The 21,156-nt window shown below is 74.5% G+C and carries 18 protein-coding genes; 9 read left to right on the top strand and 9 right to left on the bottom strand.

The genetic code is table 11. From position 1 onward, the window contains the following. Positions 1-4: 4 nt before the first annotated feature. A complete protein-coding gene (locus B8281_RS00415) occupies positions 5-505 on the bottom strand; it encodes a MarR family winged helix-turn-helix transcriptional regulator (RefSeq protein ID WP_051028182.1) in 501 nt (166 codons plus the stop codon). Positions 506-671: 166 nt separating this feature from the next. On the opposite strand from B8281_RS00415, the gene B8281_RS19025 reads away from it, so the two are divergent. Further along, entirely contained in the window at positions 672-1,013 is a 342-nt protein-coding gene (locus B8281_RS19025) for a hypothetical protein (protein WP_144721531.1), read from the top strand. A gap of 82 nt (positions 1,014-1,095) precedes the next feature. Here B8281_RS19025 and B8281_RS00410 read toward each other — a convergent pair whose 3' ends face one another. Continuing rightward, positions 1,096-2,550, bottom strand: a complete 1,455-nt coding sequence (locus B8281_RS00410) for a sugar porter family MFS transporter (RefSeq protein ID WP_085386556.1) — start codon at positions 2,548-2,550, stop codon at positions 1,096-1,098. A 238-nt stretch (positions 2,551-2,788) separates the two neighbouring features. Here B8281_RS00410 and B8281_RS00405 point away from each other — a divergent pair, with 238 nt between their 5' ends. The 3 genes from B8281_RS00405 (at position 2,789) to B8281_RS00395 (ending at position 5,650) form a co-directional block, all read left to right on the top strand. Next, positions 2,789-3,388 carry a hypothetical protein gene (locus B8281_RS00405; protein ID WP_085386555.1) on the top strand — a complete coding sequence of 200 codons (600 nt, stop codon included), beginning with the start codon at positions 2,789-2,791 and terminating at the stop codon, positions 3,386-3,388. 634 nt (positions 3,389-4,022) lie between these two features. Further along, positions 4,023-4,643 carry a DUF47 domain-containing protein gene (locus tag B8281_RS00400; RefSeq protein ID WP_021482999.1) on the top strand — a complete coding sequence of 207 codons (621 nt, stop codon included), beginning with the start codon at positions 4,023-4,025 and terminating at the stop codon, positions 4,641-4,643. A 5-nt stretch (positions 4,644-4,648) separates the two neighbouring features. After that, on the top strand, positions 4,649-5,650 hold the full coding sequence (locus B8281_RS00395) for an inorganic phosphate transporter (RefSeq protein WP_021482998.1): 1,002 nt from the start codon (positions 4,649-4,651) through the stop codon (positions 5,648-5,650). 124 nt (positions 5,651-5,774) lie between these two features. On the opposite strand, the gene B8281_RS00390 is transcribed toward B8281_RS00395, so the two are convergent. The 3 genes from B8281_RS00390 to mshD form a co-directional block, all read right to left on the bottom strand. After that, the gene (locus B8281_RS00390) at positions 5,775-6,812 is read right to left on the bottom strand and encodes an NUDIX domain-containing protein (RefSeq protein ID WP_081600034.1); all 1,038 of its coding nucleotides are present in this window, start codon (positions 6,810-6,812) and stop codon (positions 5,775-5,777) included. Positions 6,813-6,815: 3 nt separating this feature from the next. Beyond that, positions 6,816-9,080 (bottom strand): RNA degradosome polyphosphate kinase, encoded by a 2,265-nt coding sequence (locus tag B8281_RS00385; RefSeq protein WP_085386554.1) that lies wholly within the window; start codon positions 9,078-9,080, stop codon positions 6,816-6,818. Between the two features lie 66 nt (positions 9,081-9,146). Beyond that, positions 9,147-10,181 (bottom strand): mycothiol synthase, encoded by a 1,035-nt coding sequence (gene mshD, locus B8281_RS00380; protein WP_157446505.1) that lies wholly within the window; start codon positions 10,179-10,181, stop codon positions 9,147-9,149. 234 nt (positions 10,182-10,415) lie between these two features. On the opposite strand from mshD, the gene B8281_RS00375 reads away from it, so the two are divergent. Both B8281_RS00375 and B8281_RS00370 read left to right on the top strand, forming a co-directional pair. After that, a complete protein-coding gene (locus B8281_RS00375; RefSeq protein WP_085388529.1) occupies positions 10,416-11,546 on the top strand; it encodes an FAD-dependent oxidoreductase in 1,131 nt (376 codons plus the stop codon). A gap of 40 nt (positions 11,547-11,586) precedes the next feature. Continuing rightward, positions 11,587-13,038, top strand: coding sequence for an MFS transporter (locus tag B8281_RS00370; RefSeq protein WP_085386553.1), 1,452 nt, complete (start codon positions 11,587-11,589; stop codon positions 13,036-13,038). Positions 13,039-13,140: 102 nt separating this feature from the next. Here the strand turns inward: B8281_RS00370 and B8281_RS00365 are convergent, their stop codons facing one another. Further along, entirely contained in the window at positions 13,141-14,112 is a 972-nt protein-coding gene (locus B8281_RS00365; RefSeq protein ID WP_085386552.1) for a pentapeptide repeat-containing protein, read from the bottom strand. 142 nt (positions 14,113-14,254) lie between these two features. Continuing rightward, complete coding sequence (acs, locus tag B8281_RS00360) at positions 14,255-16,285, bottom strand: acetate--CoA ligase (protein ID WP_085386551.1); 2,031 nt, start codon at positions 16,283-16,285, stop codon at positions 14,255-14,257. A 342-nt stretch (positions 16,286-16,627) separates the two neighbouring features. Between acs and B8281_RS00355 the strand changes: the two genes are divergently transcribed. From B8281_RS00355 to B8281_RS00345, 3 genes are all read left to right on the top strand, one after another. Continuing rightward, entirely contained in the window at positions 16,628-17,302 is a 675-nt protein-coding gene (locus B8281_RS00355) for a response regulator transcription factor (RefSeq protein ID WP_085386550.1), read from the top strand. Between the two features lie 126 nt (positions 17,303-17,428). After that, the gene (locus tag B8281_RS00350; protein ID WP_085386549.1) at positions 17,429-17,902 is read left to right on the top strand and encodes a hypothetical protein; all 474 of its coding nucleotides are present in this window, start codon (positions 17,429-17,431) and stop codon (positions 17,900-17,902) included. A gap of 68 nt (positions 17,903-17,970) precedes the next feature. Continuing rightward, on the top strand, positions 17,971-18,687 hold the full coding sequence (locus B8281_RS00345; protein WP_085386548.1) for a hypothetical protein: 717 nt from the start codon (positions 17,971-17,973) through the stop codon (positions 18,685-18,687). An 81-nt stretch (positions 18,688-18,768) separates the two neighbouring features. Here the strand turns inward: B8281_RS00345 and B8281_RS00340 are convergent, their stop codons facing one another. Together B8281_RS00340 and B8281_RS00335 are read right to left on the bottom strand one after the other, a co-directional pair. Then, positions 18,769-19,590: a TrmH family RNA methyltransferase gene (locus tag B8281_RS00340; protein WP_369824921.1), complete on the bottom strand. Its 822-nt coding sequence runs from the start codon at positions 19,588-19,590 to the stop codon at positions 18,769-18,771. A gap of 2 nt (positions 19,591-19,592) precedes the next feature. Continuing rightward, a complete protein-coding gene (locus B8281_RS00335; RefSeq protein ID WP_081600310.1) occupies positions 19,593-21,065 on the bottom strand; it encodes an NAD-dependent malic enzyme in 1,473 nt (490 codons plus the stop codon). Between the last annotated feature and the right edge of the window lie 91 nt (positions 21,066-21,156).

The raw sequence follows: 21,156 nt of genomic DNA, 5'->3' as shown, positions 1-21,156 counted from the left end.
TCGGTCACCCGGCGGCGCGGGGGGAGTCGTGGACCGCGACGACCGCCGCGGCGACGCGCTCGATGTGGCGCGTGGCCTCGACGATCTCCTCGTCGCCCCAGTCCGCGAACGTCGTCGCGGCGAGGACGTCGATGTGCTCGTACGCCCGCACCAGGAGCGCGCGGCCCGCCTCGGTGAGCTCGACGGTCCGGGCCCGCCGGTCGTCGTCGTCCACCGTGCGGCGCACGAGGCCCGCGTCGACCAGGTGGCTCACCTGGCGGCTCGCGACGGAGAGGTCGACCCGGAGCTTCGCCGCGACGTCCCCGAGCTGGACGGGGCCGCAGTGCTGGAGCATCCGGAGCAGGCCGAACGACGCCCGCGGCATGTCGAGGTCGCGGGCGATCCGGACGGCGGACTCCCGCTGGGCGCGCGCCAGGTCGTCGAGCGCGCGGACGAGTCCCGCCGCGGGGGACGGGTCGGGGGTGAGTCCGGGGTGCGCGACGTCGGTCGCGGGAAGGGCGGTCACAGGCACAGGCACTCCTTGGTTGCTGCAGGCAAGCATACTCTGCAAAGTTGCTTGTAGCAACCATCGGTGGATCGAGGGTCCACTCTCGACGGGCGCGAGGTGCTCCGTCGCCCTACGGTGAGGCCACCACCCCTCGACGGCGAGGGGATTGGAGAAGGGGGAGAAGATGAGGAGCACAGGTCGAAGACTCTGGTCGGCGGCCGCGACGGCGGCGCTCGCGTTCGGCGGTCTGGTGGCGACGGCGCCCAGCAGCCAGGCAGCGCCCTGCGGGTTCTCGAAGGTTCAGCACACCTCGTGGACCTACGTCGCCAGCAACAAGATCTACCGACAGACGCCGTACACGTCGTACTACAAGAACTGCACGTCCTCGACCCAGAAGAAGCGGCTCGACATCGCCTGGGGTATCGACATCGGCTGCAAGTCAGTAGCCCCGGGGAAGACGGTCAGCTGGTACTGGGTCAAGAACAGTGCCAACCCCGCCTACATCCGCGGCGTAGCGAACTGCTGAGCGAGTCGGTGCGGGGCCGTCGAGGAACGCGACGGCCCCGCGCGGGCGGCCCCTCCTATCCGGGCGGCCGCCCGCGCGACGACTACTGGGGCGCCCGGCGATCCGCCGTGGTTCCCATGTCCTCCAGCTCGACGCCCTTCGTCTCGGGGACCTTCGCGAGGACGAAGACGAAGGACAGCGCCGCGAAGACGGCGAACGCGGTGTACGGGACGGAGGCGCCGAACGTGTCGAGGGCGGGCTTGAAGGCGATCGTGACGGTGAAGTTGGCGAGCCACTGAGCCATCGCCGCGACGCCGAGCGCGGCGGCACGGATGCGGTTCGGGAACATCTCGCCGAGCAGGACCCAGACCAGCGGCCCCCAGGAGGCGCCGAAGAACACGACGAAGGCGTTCGCCGCGACCAGGGCGATCGGCCCCCAGGGGTCGGGCAGCGAGATGTTGTCGCCGCTCCCGCTCGACTGGGTGAACGCGAACGCCATCACGGCGAGCGAGACGGTCATGCCCGCGGAGCCGACGAGGAGGATCGGCCGTCGGCCCACCCTGTCGACCAGGACGATGGCGACGAACGTCACCGCCACGTTGGTCACGGCGGTGATCGTGGAGAACAGGAACGACTGGCTCTCGTCGAAGCCGACGGTCTGCCACAACGTCGTGGAGTAGTAGAAGATCGCGTTGATGCCGACGAACTGCTGGAACACCGAGAGCAGGATGCCGACCCACACGATCGGCTTGAGGCCGAACGTCGACCCCCGGAGCGTGCCCTCCTGCGCGTTCTTCTCGTCGACGACGATCGAGCGGTGGATCTGCGCGATGCGGTCGTCGACGTCCTCGTCCGGGCCGAGCACGGACTCGAGCACGGCGCGCGCCTCGTCGTCCCGGCCCTTCGCCACCAGGTACCGGGGCGACTCGGGGATGCGCAGGGCGAGGATGCCGTAGACCGCCGCGGGGACGACGCAGACGAGGAACATCCAGCGCCACGCCTCCCACCCGAGCCACAGCTCGTTGGACGCCCCGCCCGCCGTCTCCGCGAGGAGCTGGTCGGAGAGCAGCGCGGCGAAGATGCCGATCGTGATGGCGAGCTGCTGGAGCGAGCCCATGCGGCCGCGCAGCCGGGCCGGCGCGATCTCCGCGATGTACGCGGGCGCGATGACCGACGCGATACCGATGCCGACACCCGCCATGAACCGCCAGATCGCCAGGTCGAAGGCCGACCACGCGATCGCCGAGAGGATCGAGGAGACGAAGAACAGGACGGCGCCGAACACCATGACGCGCGTGCGGCCCCACCGGTCGGCGAGGCGGCCGCCCGACCACGCGCCGAGCGCGCACCCGAGGAGAGCGATCGCGACGACGAGGCCCGTCACCGCGGAGTCGAGGTCGAACTGGCCCTCGATCGCCGCGACGGCGCCGTTGATGACCGAGCTGTCGAACCCGAAGAGGAAGCCGCCGACCGCGGCCGCGACGGCGAGGCCGATCGCCTTCCGGTGGGCGCTCCGCTCGCTCACGGTCCTCTGACCTGCTGCGCCGCTGCTCGACATCTCGCCCTCCGCTCCGTCCCGGAGCCGGTGGCAGCTCCTGTCGTCCCTCTGTCGTCACTGTAGGGCGGGGTGCGGACCGTGGCGCGGCGAACGAGGTCCGGCCCCGAGCACCCCCCGGAGGCTGCGCGCGTCGCGGGCCCGGGTGGAGACTGGGCGGGTGCCAGACGACGTCCCCACCCCCGGAGCCCGGCCCGACCCCGGTCGGTCCGACCGCACGCAGCGACCTCGCCGCCCCGCCATGCTCGACCCGCGCGACGCCGACGAGCTGCCCGGCGAGCTCGACCCCGCGCTCCGCGACCGGGTCGCGCACACCACCGCGCACGCCATCGTCCACCGCGCCCGCGACACCGAGGACCCGGAGGTCGTCGAGCGGCTCGTCCACCTCGTCGAGACCGAGGGCCTCGACGTCGTCGCCGGCCTGTGGTCCGACGCCGCGCCCAACTCCCTGCCGGGGGCGCTGTGGCGGCTCTACGTGCTGCGCGAGTGGGTGCGTCGCGACCCGCAGACCGTCACCCTCCGCTACCGGCTCGGGGTCGACGCCGCGCCCGTCCACGAGGCGATCGCGGGCGTGCCCCGGCCGCCGGGGCCGCAGGACGTGCGCGACCTCGCCGACGCGGTGCTGTCCGGCGTCTTCACGGGCGACCTCGCCGTCGCGCTCGAGCGCGCGGGATCGTTCTGCCGCATCCTCGCCACCGGCGCCGCGTTCGACGCCGACGCGCGCGAGGTCGCCGACCCCGACGGCGCCCTGCGCACGACCCGGGGCGCGGGCTCGCTGCTGCGGACCGCCCAGGAGCTCGAGCGCGCCGCCGAGCTCTGGCGCGCCGACCGCCTCGACTGAGCGCGCGCTCCTCCACGCTGGCGGGGGCCCCGGTCGTCGCCGAGCAGGCGGACCTGGCGCGTCCGTGCCATGTCACGAGCCGAGACCGCCTGCTCGGCCGACCGAAACCTCCTGGTCGGGCCCGTCGGGACCTCGCGGGCGCGGAGGGTGCGGGATCCGCCGTCGGCCTGCACGGCGGGCGGGGGCGGTCTCGCGGAGCGCGAACACGGGTACCCCGACCGGGGTGCGGCACGTACGATGGATCTCGACGCCGGGCCGCGGTAGCCCCGGGCTCCACACTCAGCCGCTACGAGCGGCCACGCGCCGAGAGGCGCTCCCGGTCCGGCGTCACTAACTTCCCCCTCGCGGCCACCGTGCGCCGCCTCTCGTGCGGTGCGCGGGCGCGGTGGCCGCACCGGCGAAGACGCCGGGCGCAGGCTGTGGGCGTCCTGAGCATCCGGGACCTTGGGCCCGACGATTCCAGCATCGCTCCGCGCGTCGGCTACATTTGACGAGAGTTCGACGTGCGTTCACCGAGAGATCATCCGACCAGAGATCGTGACCACCCCGGCCGTCCGGTCCTCCCGGCGGTCGAGCGGCCCCCGCGGCCGACGCCAGCTCAGACCCCTACCCCGCGTCCCTTCCGGAGCCCCCCGTGCGCCTGCGCCTGACACCGCGCGACACCTCGTTCTTCGACCTCCTCGCCGCCTCGGCGCAGCACCTGGTCACAGGGTCCACGCTCCTCGCGGAGCTGCTGGGGGCGGACCGCCCCACGCGCAAGCAGCTCGCGAAGCAGCTGAGCGAGACCGAGCACCTCGCGGACGACGCGACGCACTCGATCATGCGACGCCTCAACCAGACGTTCGTCACGCCGTTCGACCGGGACGACATCTACGCCCTCGCGTCGGCGCTCGACGACTGCATGGACTACATGGAGGAGGCGGCCGACCTCATCGTCCTCTACAAGGTCGACGAGCTCCCGGCCCGCGTGTCCGAGCAGGTCCAGGTGCTCCAGCGGGCGTCGGAGCTCACGGCCGAGGCGATGCCGCGCCTGCGCTCGATGGACGACCTCCCCGAGTACTGGGTCGAGGTCAACCGCCTGGAGAACCAGGCGGACAAGGTCCACCGCAAGCTGCTCGCCGAGCTCTTCGACGACGTGTCCGACCCGGTCCTCCTCATGAAGCTCAAGGAGATCGTGGAGGTCCTCGAGCAGGCGGCCGACGCCTTCGAGAAGGTCGCCAACACGGTCGAGACCATCGCCCTCAAGGAGTCCTGAGCCCCGTGGAGGCAGTGCTCGTCGTCGTCGTCGTGGCCTTCGCCCTGGCGTTCGACTACACGAACGGGTTCCACGACGCCGCGAACGCCATCGCGACCTCGGTGTCGACCCGGGCCCTCACACCGCGCGCGGCGCTCCTCATGGCGGCGGTGTTCAACCTCATCGGCGCGCTGCTCGGCACGGCCGTGGCGCAGACCATCGCGGAGGACATCGTCGCCGTCGGCGACGTGCCACCCCACCAGGGTCTTGTCATCGTCCTGTGCGGGCTGGTCGGCGCGATCACGTGGAACCTCATCACGTGGTGGCTGGGCCTGCCGTCGTCGTCGACGCACGCGATCATCGGCGGCCTCGCGGGCGTCGGCCTCGCGTCCGGGATCACGGTGCACTGGGACGCGATCCTCGACAAGGTCGTGCTCCCCATGATCTTCTCGCCGCTGATCGGCTTCGGCCTCGCGTTCGCGCTCATGGTCCTGCTGCTGTGGGTGTTCCGGAACGCGGCGCCCGCCCGGGCGTTCCGCCGGTTCCGGATCGCGCAGACGGCCTCCGCCGCCGCGATGGCGCTGGGCCACGGTCTGCAGGACGCGCAGAAGACGATGGGCGTCATCGTGCTCGCCCTCGTGGCGGGCGGGTTCCAGGACGACAACACGATCCCGCTGTGGGTCAAGCTGTCGGCCGCGACGGCGATCTCGCTCGGCACCTACGCGGGCGGCTGGCGCATCATGCGCACGCTCGGCCGCAAGATCATCGAGCTCGACCCGGCGCGCGGCTTCGTCGCCGAGTCCGTGTCCGCCGTCGTGCTCTACGCCAACGCGTTCATCTTCCACGCGCCCGTCTCGACGACCCACACCATCACCTCGGCGATCATGGGCGTCGGCGCGACCAAGCGCCTGTCCGCGGTGCGCTGGGGCGTCGCCAAGAACATCGGCGCCGCGTGGGTCCTGACGATCCCTGCCGCCGCGCTCGTCGCGGCCGTCGTCTACTGGATCCTCAGCCCCATCCTGCTCTGACCCCAGGGCACCGGCGACGCCGGTCCCCTCGCACGACGACGGCGCCCCGTCGGAGGCCTCGCGGCCGCCGGCGGGGCGTCGTCGTGCGTCCGGACGTCGCGGCGCGGGGACGCCGGTGCGGGTCTCAGTGCAGCGGCGGGGCGACCTTCTCCGCCGCGACGACGCGTGGGCCCTTCGGTGTGCGCGCCACGTGGGCCACGATCATCTCGCCGGGCTCGAGGAACGGGTCGTGCGCGGGCAGGGCGTTCGCGACCGGGCGCCGCGAGTGCTGGCCGAGGACGTCGAGCACCGTGGGCAGTACGGGCCGGTGCGTGCACAGCACCGACGACCGCTCCGCCTCGAGCAGCTCCCGGACCGTCCGCGCGACGCGCGCGGGGGACCGCTCGTGCTGCGCCTCGGTGAGGTGGTCGATGCTGACCGGGGCGAGCCCCGAGGCGGTCGCGTAGGGCGCGATCGTCTGGGCGCAGCGGTCCCAGCGGCTCGTGACGATCGTCTCGACGCCGTAGGCCGCGAGCACCGGCACGAGCGCGACCCCCTGGGCGTGGCCCGCGGGCGTGAGCGGACGGTCCTGCTCGTCGCCGTGCCACGCCGACCGTGCCACGGCCTTGCCGTGGCGCGCGATGACGACGACGTGCGTCGCGAGGCGGCCCTCGTCGCGCTCGCGCACGAGCGCCTCGAGCGGCGCCCGGTCGGCCTGCCGCGTGAGGCGCCGCGCGGCGTCGTCCGCGGAGAGCCACGCGGCGCGGTCGATCTCCTGGGGCGACACCGGCGGGACGGGGGCGCGCGCGGCGAGCGCGCCGGCGTCGGACCGGCCCGACGCGCGGCGCGCGGCCCAGTAGTGCACGCGCTTCACGCGGCCCTCGGGCGTGAGGTACTGCAGGCCGGGCAACGGGACGCCCAGCACGACCGGCTTGCCCGTCTCCTCGGCGACCTCGCGCGCCGCGGCCGCCTGGAACGTCTCGCCCGGGTCGAGCTTGCCCTTGGGCCACGACCAGTCGTCGTAGCGCGGCCGGTGGACGAGGCGCACCTGCAGCTCGTCGTCGCGCACGCGCCACACGAGGGCACCGGCCGACTCGATGACGGGCGCGTGCGACACGTGCGTCGGGCCGAGCGTGTCCACGAGGGGCACGCCGCCGCGCAGCGCGGAGGAGGGCACTCCCATCCGCTACCGCCTCCCGACGAGCCGGCGGCGCTGTCGCTGGACGAGGCTGGCCTGCAGGTCGACGAGCGGGGAGCCGTCGGGTGCGGTGTCGGGGCGGTGCCACGTGCCGTCGGCGTCGAGGTGCCACGACGCCGTGCGCTCGGACATCGACGCGTCGAGCAGGTCGAGCAGCTCCATGACCTGGTCGGGGTCGGTGATCCGCACGAGCGCCTCGACGCGGCGGTCGAGGTTGCGGTGCATGAGGTCGGCCGACCCGATGAACACCTCCGGGCCGCTCTCCGGGCCCTCGCCGATGGCGGGTCCCGCGGAGTTGGCGAACGCGTAGATGCGCGAGTGCTCGAGGAACCGGCCGAGGATCGAGCGCACGCGGATGTTCTCGCTCAGCCCGGGCACGCCCGGGCGGACGGCGCAGATGCCCCGCACCACGAGGTCGACCTTCACGCCCGCCTGCGACGCGCGGTAGAGCGCGTCCAGCGTCGTCTCGTCGACGACGGAGTTGACCTTGATCTTGACCCACGCCTCGTGGCCCTCGCGCGCGGCGACCGCCTCGCGGTCGATCCGCTCGACGAGGCCGGAGCGGACGGTGCGGGGCGCGACGAGCAGGCGGTGGAACCGCGACTGCGGCGCGTACCCGGAGAGCTGGTTGAACAGTCGCGTGAGGTCCTGTCCGACGTCGGGGTCGCACGTGAGCAGGCCGTGGTCGGTGTACAGGCGGGCCGTCTTCGGGTGGTAGTTCCCCGTGCCGACGTGGCAGTAGCGGCGCAGGCCGTCCGACTCCTGGCGCACGACGAGCGAGAGCTTGCAGTGCGTCTTGAGCCCGACGATCCCGTACACGACGTGCACGCCCGCCTGCTCGAGCTTGCGCGCCCACGAGATGTTGGCCTGCTCGTCGAACCGGGCCTTGATCTCGACGAGCGCGAGCACCTGCTTGCCCGCCTCGGCCGCGTCGATGAGCGCGTCGACGATCGGCGAGTCGCCCGACGTCCGGTACAGCGTCTGCTTGATCGCGAGCACCGCCGGGTCGGCCGCCGCCTGCTCGAGGAACGTCTGCACCGACGTCGAGAACGAGTCGTACGGGTGGTGCAGCAGGACGTCGCGCTCGCGGATCGCGGCGAACACGTCCGTCGGGGACGAGCTCTCGACCTCGGCGAGGAGGCGGTGCGTCGTCGGGACGAACGGCGGGAAGTGCAGGTCCGCACGGTCGAGGTCGGCGATGAGGTTGAGGCCCGTGAGGTCGAGCGGCAGCGGGATCTCGTACACCTCCTCCTCGACGACACCGAGCTCGCGCACGAGCAGCGCGCGGATGCGCGGGCTGATGCCCGGCGTGAGCTCGAGGCGCACGGGCGGGCCGAACCGGCGGCGCAGCAGCTCCTTCTCCATCGCCTGGAGCAGGTTCTCCGCGTCGTCCTCCTCGACCTCGACGTCCTCGTTGCGCGTGACGCGGAACAGGTGGTGCTCGCGCACCTCCATGCCGGGGAAGAGGTGGTCGAGGTGCTGCGCGATGACCTCCTCGATCGGCACGAACGACGTCGGCCCGCGGTCGGGCGACGCCGTCTGCGACGTCGGCGCGCTCGGGCGGCCGCGCGCGTCCACGGCGATGAACCGGGGCAGCAGCGGCGGCACCTTGACGCGCGCGAAGTGCTCCTTGCCGGTCGTCGGGTTCGCCACCACGACCGCGAGGTTGAGCGAGAGCCCCGAGATGTACGGGAACGGGTGCGCCGGGTCGACGGCGAGCGGCGTGAGCACGGGGAAGATCTGCTTGCGGAAGAACTTGTGCAGGCGCTCCTGCTCGCGCGTCTCCAGCTCGTCCCAGTGGACGAGCGTGATGCCCTCGGCGGCGAGCGCCGGCTGGACGTCGTCGGCGAAGACCCGCGCGTGGCGGTCCATGAGCTCGTGCGCGCGCTCGCTGATCGCGTCGAGCACCTGGCGCGGCGACAGCCCGGAGGCGGCCGTGACCGCGATGCCCGTCGCCATGCGGCGCTTGAGGCCGGCGACCCGGACCATGAAGAACTCGTCCAGGTTCGACGCGAAGATCGCGAGGAACCGCACGCGCTCCAGGAGCGGCTGGCTCGGGTCCTCCGCGAGCTCGAGCACGCGCTGGTTGAACGCGAGCCAGCTGAGCTCGCGGTCGGCGAACCGGTCGTCGGGCAGCGGACCGAGGTCGAGCTCCGCACCGACCGGTTCGATCTCGGGTTCCTCGGCGATGTGCTCCGCGATGTGCGCGGCGAGGTCCGGGTCGAGGGTGCGCTGCGTGGACGTGTCGGTCATGGGTTCATGGTGGCACCAGTTGATGAACGGTGCGTGACGCGGGTCACCGTTCGGCCGGTGCGGGGGTCAGCGGGCGGGCCGGGCGTACTGCACGTGCACGGCGCGCCGCACGAACCCCGCCCGCTCGTAGGTCCGCACCGCCGGCACATTGTCGCCGTCCACGTACAGCACCGCCGCGCGTGCCCCGCGCTCCGCGAGGTGCGCGAGCCCGACGGCGGTCAGCAGCCGCCCGAGCCCCTCGCCCTGGGCGGACGGGACCACGCCGACGACGTAGATCTCGCCCTCGCGCGCGGCGTCCGGCTGGCCCGTCGGGATCTTGGTCCACACGAACCCGACGAGCTCGGGCGCGCCGTCGCCGGGCGCCGGGTCGCGCTCGAGGAGCAGGAGGCCCGCGGCGTCGAACCAGTCCTCGCGCATCCGCGCACGCAGGTCGTCGGCCGTGAGCCGCCCCTGCTCCGGGTGGTGCGCGAACGCGAGCGCGTTGGCCCGGACCCACGCCGCGTCGTCGTCCCCGGGCACGAACGCGCGCAGCCGCAGACCCGCCGGGACGGCGGGGCGCGGGTGCTCCGCCGGGCCGCCCAGCGGGCGCTCGAGCACCAGCAGCTCCCGCACGACGCCGTACCCCGCCCGCGCGGCGAGGGCCTGCGCCGCGGGCAGGTCGCCGTGGGCCCACACGCGCAGCGGCGGGACGTCCCTGCCGGGGGAGGGCGCGCCGTCCGTGCCGGCCGCGACCGGGCCGTGCTCGTCCGTGGCGCGCTCGTCCGCGGTGCGCTCGGACGGGCGCGGCTCGACGGCGCGGTCCGCGGCGCTGCCCAGGAGGTGGAACCCGAGGCCGTGGCCGCGGTGCGCCGGGCGCACGACGAGCTCCGCGCTCGGTGCGTCCCCGCGCTTGTCCACCTGGGCGTAGCCCGCGAGCTCGCCCCCGCGCCACGTCAGGAGGTGCACGACGTCGTCGGTCGCCTCCCGCAGGTTGAGCAGCGGCTGCTCGGAGAGGGGAGCCACGCCGTCCTCCCGCTCAGCCGCCGCGGCGAGGTCGTGGACCTGCGCGATCTCGACGTCGTCGATGAGCGGCCCGGTGTGCCAGAGGATCGCAGTCTCCACCGGTCCATCTTGCCCCCGCGCCCGCGCACGACCGAACGCCGAGCACGGGGTCGGTCGCCCTCCACCACGGGGTTGCCGTCGTCCAGAGCGCCAGAACGACGGCAACCCCGTGCTCGGCGCGGGAAGGTTCCGTCAGGGCGGGTCGTTGTGGTCGGCGTGAGCGAGCGGACCCACGGGGGAGAGACGGCGGCACCGGGCACGGCGGGCACGGACCCGCTCGGTCCGGGCGGAGTCGTGCACGACGTCGTGGTCGTCGGTGCGGGCCAGGCCGGGCTGTCGGCGGCGTACCACCTGCGGCGCGCCGGGCTCGACCCGGTCGTGCTCGACGGCGGTCGCGGCCCGGGCGGCGCGTGGCAGGACCGCTGGGACGCGCTGACGATGGCCGAGACGCACGCCGTGCACGACCTCCCGGGCGTCCCGCTCCCGGCCGGCGACCCGGACGAGCGCGCGAACGTCGCCGTCCCGCGCTACTACGCGGCGTACGAGCGCGAGAACGACCTGCGCGTGGTGCGGCCCGTCACGGTGCACGACGTGCGCGACGACCCCGGCGACCCCACGCTCCTGCGGGTCCGCGCGACGGTCGGCGCCGGGCCGGACGCGCGCGACGGCGTCGTCCGCACGCGCACGGTCGTCAACGCGACCGGCACGTGGACCCGCCCGTTCTGGCCGCGCTACCCCGGGATGGAGACGTTCCGCGGGCGCCAGCTCCACACGCACGACTTCCGCGCCGCCGAGGACTTCGCGGGGCAGCACGTGGTGGTCGTCGGCGGCGGGGCGTCGGCGACGCAGCTCCTGCTCCAGATCGCGCCGCACGCGTCGGGCACGACGTGGGTGACGCGCCGCGAGCCCGTGTGGGTCGAGGAGGAGTTCTCGCCCGAGCTCGGCCGGGCCGCCGTCGCGCGTGTCGCGGAGCGCACGGCCGCGGGCCTGCCGCCCGGGAGCGTCGTCTCGGTCACGGGGCTGCCGCTCACGCCCCGGTACCGCGCGGGGATCGCGAACGGGGTGCTGCGGCGTCGGCCGATGTTCGCGCGCGTCACGGCGACCGGCGTCGAGTGGGCTCCCGGCGCGAACGACGACGGGCTCCTGCACCAGCCCGCCGACGTGATCCTCTGGGCCACCGGGTTCCGGGCCGCGCTCGACCACCTCGCACCCCTCGGCCTGCGCGCGCCCGGCGGCGGGATCGTGCTCGACGGCACGACCGCGTCGAGCGACCCGCGCGTCCAGCTCGTCGGCTACGGGCCGAGCGCCTCGACGATCGGGGCCAACCGGGCGGGGCGCGAGGCGGCGCGCGGCGTGCTGCGGGCGCTCGGCCGACAGCCCGGCAGCAGCCCCGCGGCAGGATCTCGGCGACCGGTGGCGGTGTGAGGGCTCGTCAGCGCCCGCCGCGGAGCCCTAGCGTGCACCCGTGAGCACCGAGTCCTCCCCGGCCCCCGACCCGCACCCCGCGCGCGAGCCCGCCCCGACCGTGGTCGACGCGCCCGCCCTCCCGACGCAGCGCCGCACCCTGACGACCCTCGCCGCGACCCAGGTGCTGTCCGGCGTCGGGGTCGCGAGCGGCATCGCCGTCGCACCCCTCGTGGCGTCGGCGCTGTCCGGGTCCGACGCCATCGCGGGGCTCACCTCGACCTCGGGCGTCGTCGGCGCGGCGCTCGTCGCGCTGCCGCTCGCCCAGGTCGCGGGCCGACGCGGTCGGCGGCCTTCGCTCCTGCTCGGCTTCGGCCTCGCGACGGGCGGCGCCGTCCTCGCGACGGTCGCCGTCCTGCTGGGCTCGTGGCCGCTGCTCGTCGTGGCGATGCTGCTCTTCGGCTCCGGCACGGCCGCCGGTCTCGCCTCCCGCTTCGCCGCGACGGATCTCGCGACGCCGCAGCGCCGGGCCCGCGACCTGTCCGTGGTGGTCTGGGCGACGACCGTCGGGTCCGTCGTCGGGCCGACGCTCGCGGGCGTCGCCGACCGGGTCGCCGGGCCCGCCCTGCGCCTCGGGGACGCGCACGCCGAGCACGGGAGCACCGCGGGGAGCACCGCGCCGAGCGCGGCCCCGTTCGTGCTCGCGACGCTCGCGTTCGCCCTCGCGGCGACCGTCGTCGCGGTGTGGCTGCGCCCGGACCCGCTGCTCGCGTCGCGCGCGCCGTCGGGGGCGGGCGCGGCGGGGTCCGGCGCGGAGGGTTCCGGCGCGACGGGTTCGGGTGCGGCGGCCTCCGGTGCGGCGGGTGGTGACGGGGGTGCGCCGGGCGCGGGCGGAGCGCCGGGCCCGGCGTCGTGGCGCGACGGCCTGCGCGCCGGCTGGGCCGTCGTCGCGGCCAGCCCGACGGCGCGCCTCGCGCTCGGCGCGATCGTGCTGAGCCACCTCGTCATGGTCGGCCTCATGTCCATGACCCCGGTCCACATGAACCACGGCGGCGCGACGCTCCAGGTCGTGGGTCTCGTGATCAGCGCCCACATCGCGGGCATGTACGCGCTGAGCCCGGTCGTCGGGTGGCTCGCGGACCGGCTCGGGCACGCGCGCGTGCTGTACGCCGGAGGCGCGCTGCTCCTCGCGGCGGCGGTCGTCGTGGCGGGCGCGCCGGGCGAGGACTCCGCGCGCCTCACGGTCGGCCTGGTGCTGCTGGGGCTCGGGTGGTCGTGCGGGCTCGTCGCCGGGTCGGCGCTGCTCGTGGACGCGACGCCGGGGCCGTCGCGCACCGCCGTGCAGGGCCTGTCGGACCTCGCGATGAACACGGGCGGCGCCGTCGGCGGCATCCTCGCGGGCGCGATCATCGGGTTCTCGTCGTACGGCGCGCTCGCGTGGGGTGCGGCGGCGCTCGTCGTCGTGTGCGCGGTCGTGGCGGCTCCGCTCGCGCGGCGGGCTGCGCTCCGCTGACGACGGCCGCCGAGATCGGCACCCGGGGGTGGGATCGGTGGTCGCGACCGCCGATCCGGTCTGCGGGTGCCGATGTCGCGGGGTGGGCGGCTGCGGGCAGGGTCAGGCGAGCACGGCCGGGAGCGCCGTGCGCTCGTCCCGGCGGACGGCGCCGACCTGCGCCGGGGTGAGGAACAGCGCCCGGGAGAGGTCGGTGCCGCGCGCGTCCGCGCCCCGCAGGTCGGCGCCGAGCAGGTCGACGGCGTCGAGCCGGGCCCCGCGCAGGTCGGCACCGAGGAGCAGCGCGCCCCGCAGGTCCGACGCCGTGAGGTCCAGCCCGCGGAGGTCCGCGCCGACGAGGTCCGCCCCCGGCCGCAGCCGACGTCGCACCCCCGCGCCCGGAGCCCGGAGTGCCGGCGGGGCATCGGGCGGGACCGCTGCGCGGGCGGTGCCGTGCGGCGACGCGGCGCCGCGGCGGCCGTCCCGGTGCCGGCGGTCGCGCGCCTGCCAGGTGTCGCGCGTCGCGCCGCGCGCCGCGTCGCGCACGAGCGCGCTCGCCCGGTCGACCAGCGGGCCGACGGTGCGACGGACGGCGCCGACGTCGAGCGCGAGCAGGTCCGCCGCGGCGAGGTCCGCCAGGGGTGCGGTGCGGTCGAGCGCCTGCCGGGCGTCGTCGTGCACGGCGGCGGCCGCGGGGAGCGCGAGCACCTCCGCGAGGTACCAGAGCAGCTCCTGGAGCTGCGTGACGACGGGCAGGGCGGCGAACGCGTCGCGCGCGGCGGCGGGGTCGTCGCGCCAGGTCGCGCCGTCGTGCGCCGCCCGGACGGCGGCCGTCACGCGCTGGCCCGCGCCCAGGCAGTCGTAGGCGACGCAGCCGGGAAAACCGGACTCGGGCAGCCGGGCGTGGATGCCGCAGCCGAAGTCGGTGCGCAGGTTGGGGCAGGGCGTGCCGGCGGGCTTGTCGATCGCGAAGTCGGCGGATCGCACGAGGTGCAGCCCCACGCAGCACAGGCCCGTGCAGCGGGAGCAGTCGCTGCGCAGGTCGAGCTGCTCGACGAGGAGGGCGCGGCCGTCGGCCGCGGGGACGCGGGGCACGCCTCGACGCTACGCCGTCGTGGGGACGCCGGGCACGGGCATATCGCGGTGCGCACCGGCCGGGCGGTCGGCGCACGAGAACGGGGCCGGTGCCGTCATCGCGCGGATGAGGGCACCGACCCCGTGGTCGACGAGCGGCGCGTCAGTCGTCCGAGGACGACGGCTTCTGCAGACCTGCCGAGATGAGCTCCATCACCGACGAGTCCGCGAGGGTCGTGGCGTCGCCCACCGTCCGGTTCTCCGCGACGTCGCGCAGGAGGCGGCGCATGATCTTGCCGGACCGCGTCTTCGGGAGCTCGGGCACGACGAGGATGCGCTTCGGCTTGGCGATCGGGCCGATCTCCTTCGCGACGTGGTTGCGCAGCTCGGTCTGCACGGCCGCCGCGCCGTCGGCGTCGGACGCTCGGCCGGCGTGCTCGCCGCGCAGGATGACGAACGCGACGACGGCCTGGCCCGTGAGGTCGTCGCTCGCGCCGACGACCGCGGCCTCCGCGACGATCTCGTGGGAGACCAGCGCCGACTCGATCTCCGTGGTGGACAGGCGGTGCCCCGAGACGTTCATGACGTCGTCGACCCGGCCGAGCAGCCAGATGTCGCCGTCCTCGTCCTTCTTGGCGCCGTCGCCCGCGAAGTAGATGCCCGGGAAGCGCGACCAGTACGTGTCCTTGAAGCGCTCGAGGTCGCCCCAGATGCCGCGAAGCATCGACGGCCACGGCTCGGACAGCACGAGGTACCCACCGCCGCCGTTCGGTACGGAGCGCGCCTCGTCGTCGACGACGTCCGCCACGATGCCCGGCAGGGGCACCTGGGCGGAGCCCGGCTTGGCCGCCGTGACGCCCGGCAGCGGCGAGATCATGATCGCGCCCGTCTCCGTCTGCCACCACGTGTCGACGATGGGCGTGCGGTCGCCGCCGATGACGCGGCGGTACCACATCCAGGCCTCGGGGTTGATGGGCTCGCCCACCGACCCGAGCACGCGCAGCGACGACAGGTCGAACTTCGCGGGGATCTCCTCGCCCCACTTCATGCACGCGCGGATCGCCGTCGGCGCGGTGTAGAGGATCGAGACCCGGTACTTCTCGACGATCTCCCACCAGCGGCCCTGGTGCGGGGAGTCCGGGGTGCCCTCGTAGATCACCTGCGTCGCGCCGTTGAGGAGCGGGCCGTAGACGACGTACGAGTGGCCCGTGACCCAGCCGATGTCGGCGGTGCACCAGTAGACGTCGGTGTCGGCCTTGAGGTCGAACACGTTGCGGTGCGTGTATGCGGCCTGCGTGAGGTAGCCGCCCGTGGTGTGGAGGATGCCCTTGGGCTTCCCGGTGGTGCCCGACGTGTAGAGGATGAACAGCGGGTGCTCCGCCTCGACCCACACCGGGGTGTGCGTCGTGTCGGCGGCCTCGAGCGCGTCGTGCCACCACACGTCGCGGCCCTCGGTCCACGCGGTGTCCTGGCCGGTGCGGCGCACGACGAGGACGTGCTCGACCGTCGTCGGCTCCGCGCCGTCCTTCGGCGCGAGCGCCTCGTCGACCGCCGGCTTGAGCGCGGAGGCCGCGCCGCGGCGGTAGCCGCCGTCGGCCGTGATGACGAGCTTCGCCTCGGCGTCGGCGATGCGGCTGCGCAGCGCGTCGGCGGAGAACCCGCCGAACACGACCGAGTGCGGGGCGCCGATGCGCGCGCACGCGAGCATCGCCACGACGGCCTCGACGACCATCGGCAGGTAGATGACGACGCGGTCGCCCGTCTCGACGCCGAGGGCCGCGAGCGCGTTGGCCGCGCGCGAGACGTCGCGCTGCAGCTCGGCGTACGTGACCGTCCGGGTGTCGCCCGGCTCGCCCTCGAAGTGGATCGCGACCCGGTCGCCCAGACCTGCCTCGACGTGACGGTCCACCGCGTTGTACGCGGCGTTGAGCGTGCCGTCGGCGAACCAGCGCGCGACGGGCGCCTGCGACCAGTCGAGGGTCTCGGTGAACGGGGTCTGCCACGTGACGAGGTCGTTCGCCTGCCGCGCCCAGAACGCGAGCCGGTCGGCCCGCGCCTCCTCGTACAGCTCGGGCTGCGCGTTCGCCTGCGCGGCGAACTCGGGGCTCGGGGGGAAGCTCCGGGTCTCGTGGAGGAGGTTCTCCAGGCTGGACGTGGTGGCCGCTGCTGCGGCCTCGGGCTCGTTCTCTGGCACGCTGACCTCCGGTGCGCATCGACTCTGGTGCGGTCCCGCCGACCGCGGCGGCCGCCCGGGGCGGCGTGACGGTACGACGGTACGACGGGGCGGACGGCCGCACGACCGGGGCCCCGACCTGGCGAGTGTAGACCTCCCGCGGTGAGCGCGGTCACATCCGTCCGGGATTCGGCGAGAGTGCTCGCAAAGGAGCGGGCGAGCGCCCGGGACGGCGGGGGATCACGCCGTCGGACGGCCCGCCGGGCACCCCGGCGCGCTGTTGCCGCGCGGGGGGTGGTGCCCCACCATGGGCTCACGTTCCTCGCGGAGCGTGCGGCCTCACGGCGAGGCACAGGGGGCGGGTTGGCGTACGCGGCGGTGCGGGGCGCGCGGTCGCGCCCTGCCGCGCCCGCACGCCGGGACGACGGTGTCGACGTCGCGTCCCGGGACCGCGTGCTCGCCGTCGCCGTGGCCGCCGGGCTGCGCGCCGTCGGCCGCTGCGGGGCGCGCACGGTCCCCGAGGACGCCCTCCGGCCGCGGTCCGGTGGCCGCCGCGGGCTCGTGCTCGTGGCCGACGACGCGGGCTCCCTCCCCGGCCCGCCGCTGCCCGCGGTCCTGCGGCGCCCAGGCCCGGTCGTGGTCGTGGGTGGCGCGGTGGCGGTGGACCGGCTGCTCGTCGCCGCGCGGGCCGGCGCCCTGGTCGTCGCCGCGGAGCGACCGTTCGGCGACCAGGTGCGGACGGTCGCCCGCATGCTCGCGGGGGACGTGCGCGCGGGCGACGCGCTGCTGGTGGACCAGCTCGTCGGGGTCGTGCGCGACCGCCGGGCGGTGGCGTCGCTCACAGGACGGGAGACCGAGGTGCTGGAGCACCTCGCGGGCGGTCGGTCGGTGGCCGAGATCGCGGCTGCCCTCGTGCTGTCGGTCGCGACCGTGCGCGCCCACGTCCGCTCGATCCTCGGCAAGCTCGGCGTCTCGTCGCAGCTCGCGGCCTCTGCCGCCCTGGCGCGTGCGCGGGGCGGCCGTCCCGTCCGCAGATAGTCAGAACTGACGATGTGGGGCGGTGCGCGGCCGGCGGATCCTGGCGACGGACCCGGGACGAAGGCACCGGGCCGACGGCGGGGCGACGCAGCCCCGCCGACGCACGAGAGGGGGCACGACATGCTGGTGGTCTGCACACAGGACGACGACATCCGCGAGGCCGTCGAGAGGCACGGTTACGGGGCGGACGCGTGGGGCGAGGTCGTCCTGCTTCCGAAGGGCTCACGGGCCGCGGCGGAACGGGCGCTCGTCGCGACGCTCGCGACGGCGCGGGGCCCGGTCTGCCTGTCCGCGCACGGCAACGACGAGGAGATCGGCGACGAGGGGAACGGCGCCGACGACTGGGCGTGGAACCGGCGGCAGGTCGCACGGCTCCTCGCCCGGGTGACGGGGCCGGTCGGCCCGGTGCTCGTGCACGCGTGCGCCGAGAACGTCTCCAACTTCTCGGCGGGACTCGCCCTCGCGCTCGAGGAGGAGCGGGCGCTCGAGGGCGTCTGGGTCTACGGCTACAACCGGCCCGTCCCGGCGGACGCCCGCTACCCGCGACCGGACGCGCTGAGCAGGCAGGTCGACCTGCAGGGCACGCAGGTCGTCTTCTGACCTCGCGCCACGGGGGGCGGGGCCGTCGCCGCGCTCCGACACCGCACCACACGTCATCGGAGGAAGTCATGTCGCTCGTGAGAGACATCGTCAAGCAGTTCGACAACAGCGACGAGCTCGCGCAGACGCAGCGCGAGGTCGTGGAGTCGCTCGCCCGGCTCGGGGAGACCAAGGCCGAGCTGTTCGAGGCGAAGATCCAGGAGTCGCTGCGCGGGGCGGGGGGCACGAACTCGACCGTGCCCATCACGTCCATCCTCGCGTCCAAGAAGGAGGTGCACGCCTTCACGTCCACGTCGGCGGAGCACCTCGCCGACACCGTGAAGTCGTCGCTCAAGTCGTTCGTCTCGGGGACGGCGGACAGCATCATCGACGGGGTGGGCGGCCTCATCTCCGAGGCCCTCACCGTGTTCCTCGGCGGCGCGTCGGCGTCAACGGGCACGATGGAGGAGTACTACGTCGTGACCGAGGGCCTGTCCATCGTCCGGGTGGACCTCAAGGCGTGGTACCTCAACGTCTCGGCCCGCGGCATCTACGAGAAGATGGAGCGCATCAGCGCGTTCGTCGCGGTCAAGTCCACGGTGGACCTGACGAAGATCGACTTCAACACGTTCCTGTACCTCTACCAGAACCAGCTGACCGCGGCTCACCTCGACAAGAACCAGGTCAAGCAGGCGCTGCAGGAGGCGAAGGAGATCTACCAGGAGTTCAACGGGGCCGGCCTGCGCACGCAGGCGGTGCACCACATCACCCGCGCTCCGGGCAGCACGGCGCCGCGCTCGTCCTGACGCGGGGACGACGGCAAGTGCGGCGCCCCTCGGACGCCGCACCCGCCGTCGGGCGTGCGCCGACCGCCGCCGTGGGTGCCGTCAGCGCGCCCGGCGCTGGCGCACGGCCTCGTACAGCACGACCGTCGTCGCGCTCGCGGCGTTGAGCGAGCTCGCCGAGCCGAGCATGGGGATGCTCACCATGACGTCGCACGCCTCGCGCCAGCCTGCGCTGAGGCCTGTGGTCTCGTTGCCCGTCACGACGAGCGTCGGGCCCGTGAGGTCGTGCGCGGCGAGCTCGACGTCGCCGTGCTCGTCGGTCCCGAGCAGGGTCAGCGGGACCCCGGAGGAGCGCTGCGCGGCGACCCAGTCGAGGACGTCGCGCCCCGCGGGGACGCGGACCGTCGGGACGGAGAAGATCGAGCCGGTGCTCGCGCGCACGGCGCGCGGGTCGTACGGGTCGGCCGCGTGCCCGGCGACGACGAGCCCGCCCCCGCCGAACGCGTCGAGCGACCGCGCGACCGTCCCCACGTTGCCCGGGCTCGTGGGCCGGTCCAGCACGACGCCGAGGAAGTCGGCGCCCACCGTGCCGCCGCCGATCCGGCCGAGGTCGTCGGGCGGCGTCGCGACGACGGCGAGGAGCTCGGGCGTCTCGTCCTCCTTGCCGCCGAGCTCGCGCAGGAGCGCGGACGACACGGCGAACCGCTGCGCGCGGACCCGGTCGAGCATCGCGTGGGCCCACGACGACAGCGACCGGTCGGCGTCGACGAGCCACGTCCGCACGGTCCACCCGGACTCGACGGCGAGCGTGATGGGCCGGACCCCCTGGACGACCATCTCGCCCGCCCGGTGCCGCTTCGTGCGGTTGGTGAGCAGGGCCTCCCACTGCTGGAACGCCGCGTTGCGGGTCGTGACGCGCTGCACGCTCAGGCCTCCGAGGCGGTGGTCGGGGCGGACGTCGTGGTCGCGACGCGCGGGAGGCCGCCGGTCAGCGCGGGCGGCTCGGCGACGCCGTCCTCGCGCGCGGCGCGCTCGACCGCCGCGGCGACGAGCGTCGTCACCTCGGGGTTGAACACGCTCGGGATGATGTAGGTCGGGTTGAGCTGGTCCTCGTGGATCGCGGACGCGAGCGCGCGGGCGGCGGCGAGCAGCATCGCGTCGGTGATCCGGTGCGACCGCGCGTCGAGCAGCCCGCGGAACACGCCCGGGAACGCGAGCACGTTGTTGATCTGGTTCGCGAAGTCGGAGCGCCCGGTGCCGACGATGGCCGCGTGCTCCGCCGCCTCGACCGGGTCGACCTCGGGCCGCGGGTTCGCCATCGCGAACACGATGGCGTCGGGGGCCATGCGCGCGACGTCGTCGCCCGTGAGGACGTCCGGCGCGGAGACGCCGATGAACACGTCCGCGTCGACGACGGCCTCGCGCAGCGTGCCGGTGACGCGCCGCGGGTTCGTGTTGACCGCGGTCCACGCGAGGGACGGGGACAGGCCCGGGCGGCCCGGGTGCACGACGCCCTCGATGTCCGCGACGACGACGTCGTGCGCGCCCGCCGCGAGGAGCAGCTTGAGCACCGCGGTCCCGGCCGCGCCCGCGCCCGAGAGGACGATGCGCACGTCGGGCAGCTGCTTGCCCACGACCTTGAGCGCGTTGGTCAGCGCGGCGAGCGCCACGATGGCGGTGCCGTGCTGGTCGTCGTGGAACACGGGGATGTCGAGCTCGGCCCGCAGCCGCGCCTCGATCTCGAAGCACCGGGGGGCCGAGATGTCCTCGAGGTTGATGCCCGCGAACACGGGCGCGATCGCCTTCACCGTCCGCACGATCTCGTCGACGTCGGTCGTGTCGAGCGCGATGGGGAACGCGTCGATGTCCGCGAACCGCTTGAACAGGGCGGCCTTGCCCTCCATGACGGGCAGCGACGCGAGGGGGCCGATGTCGCCCAGCCCGAGCACGGCCGACCCGTCGGTGACCACCGCGATGGTGTTGCGCTTGATCGTCAGGCGGCGGGCGTCGTCGGGCTTGGCGGCGATGGCCTCGCACACGCGCGCGACGCCGGGCGTGTAGATCATCGACAGGTCGTCGCGGTTGCGGATCGGCACCTTGGACTCGATCTTCAGCTTGCCGCCCAGGTGCAGCAGGAACGTGCGGTCGGAGACGCGGTCCACGACGACGCCCGGGAGCGCGCGCAGCGCCTCGACGATCTGCCCGGCGTGCTCCTCGCCGCGCGTCGCGACCGTGACGTCGACCGTGATGCGCTCGTGGCCCGACGCCGTCACGTCCAGGGCGGTGACGATGCCCCCGGTGTGCTCGATCGCCGTCGTCAGCTCGCTCACGGCGGTGGGGCGGGCCTCGACCTGGAGGCGGGCGGTGATGGAGGAGGAGACACTCGGCGCTGACGTCATGGGCCCCAGTATCGCCCGGCCGGCGGGCCACGACGCGGGAACGGGGCGCGTGAGCCCTGACACGACGACGGCGCCCTCGCGGACGCCGTGG

It is taken from the genome of Cellulosimicrobium sp. TH-20 (assembly GCF_002105775.1).
Lineage (GTDB): Bacteria > Actinomycetota > Actinomycetes > Actinomycetales > Cellulomonadaceae > Cellulosimicrobium > Cellulosimicrobium funkei.
The sequence above is the reverse complement of the archived record's forward strand: the minus strand, read 5'-3'. Positions and strand labels throughout refer to the sequence as shown.

Bases quoted from the DNA above. Each gene is read 5' to 3' on its own strand.
- B8281_RS19025 (WP_144721531.1), top strand. From the start codon at position 672: ATGAGGAGCACAGGTCGAAGACTCTGGTCGGCGGCCGCGACGGCGGCG.
- B8281_RS00410 (WP_085386556.1), bottom strand. From the start codon at position 2,550: ATGTCGAGCAGCGGCGCAGCAGGTCAGAGGACCGTGAGCGAGCGGAGC.
- B8281_RS00405 (WP_085386555.1), top strand. From the start codon at position 2,789: ATGCTCGACCCGCGCGACGCCGACGAGCTGCCCGGCGAGCTCGACCCC.
- B8281_RS00390 (WP_081600034.1), bottom strand. From the start codon at position 6,812: ATGGGAGTGCCCTCCTCCGCGCTGCGCGGCGGCGTGCCCCTCGTGGAC.
- B8281_RS00385 (WP_085386554.1), bottom strand. From the start codon at position 9,080: ATGACCGACACGTCCACGCAGCGCACCCTCGACCCGGACCTCGCCGCG.
- B8281_RS00345 (WP_085386548.1), top strand. From the start codon at position 17,971: ATGTCGCTCGTGAGAGACATCGTCAAGCAGTTCGACAACAGCGACGAG.
- B8281_RS00335 (WP_081600310.1), bottom strand. From the start codon at position 21,065: ATGACGTCAGCGCCGAGTGTCTCCTCCTCCATCACCGCCCGCCTCCAG.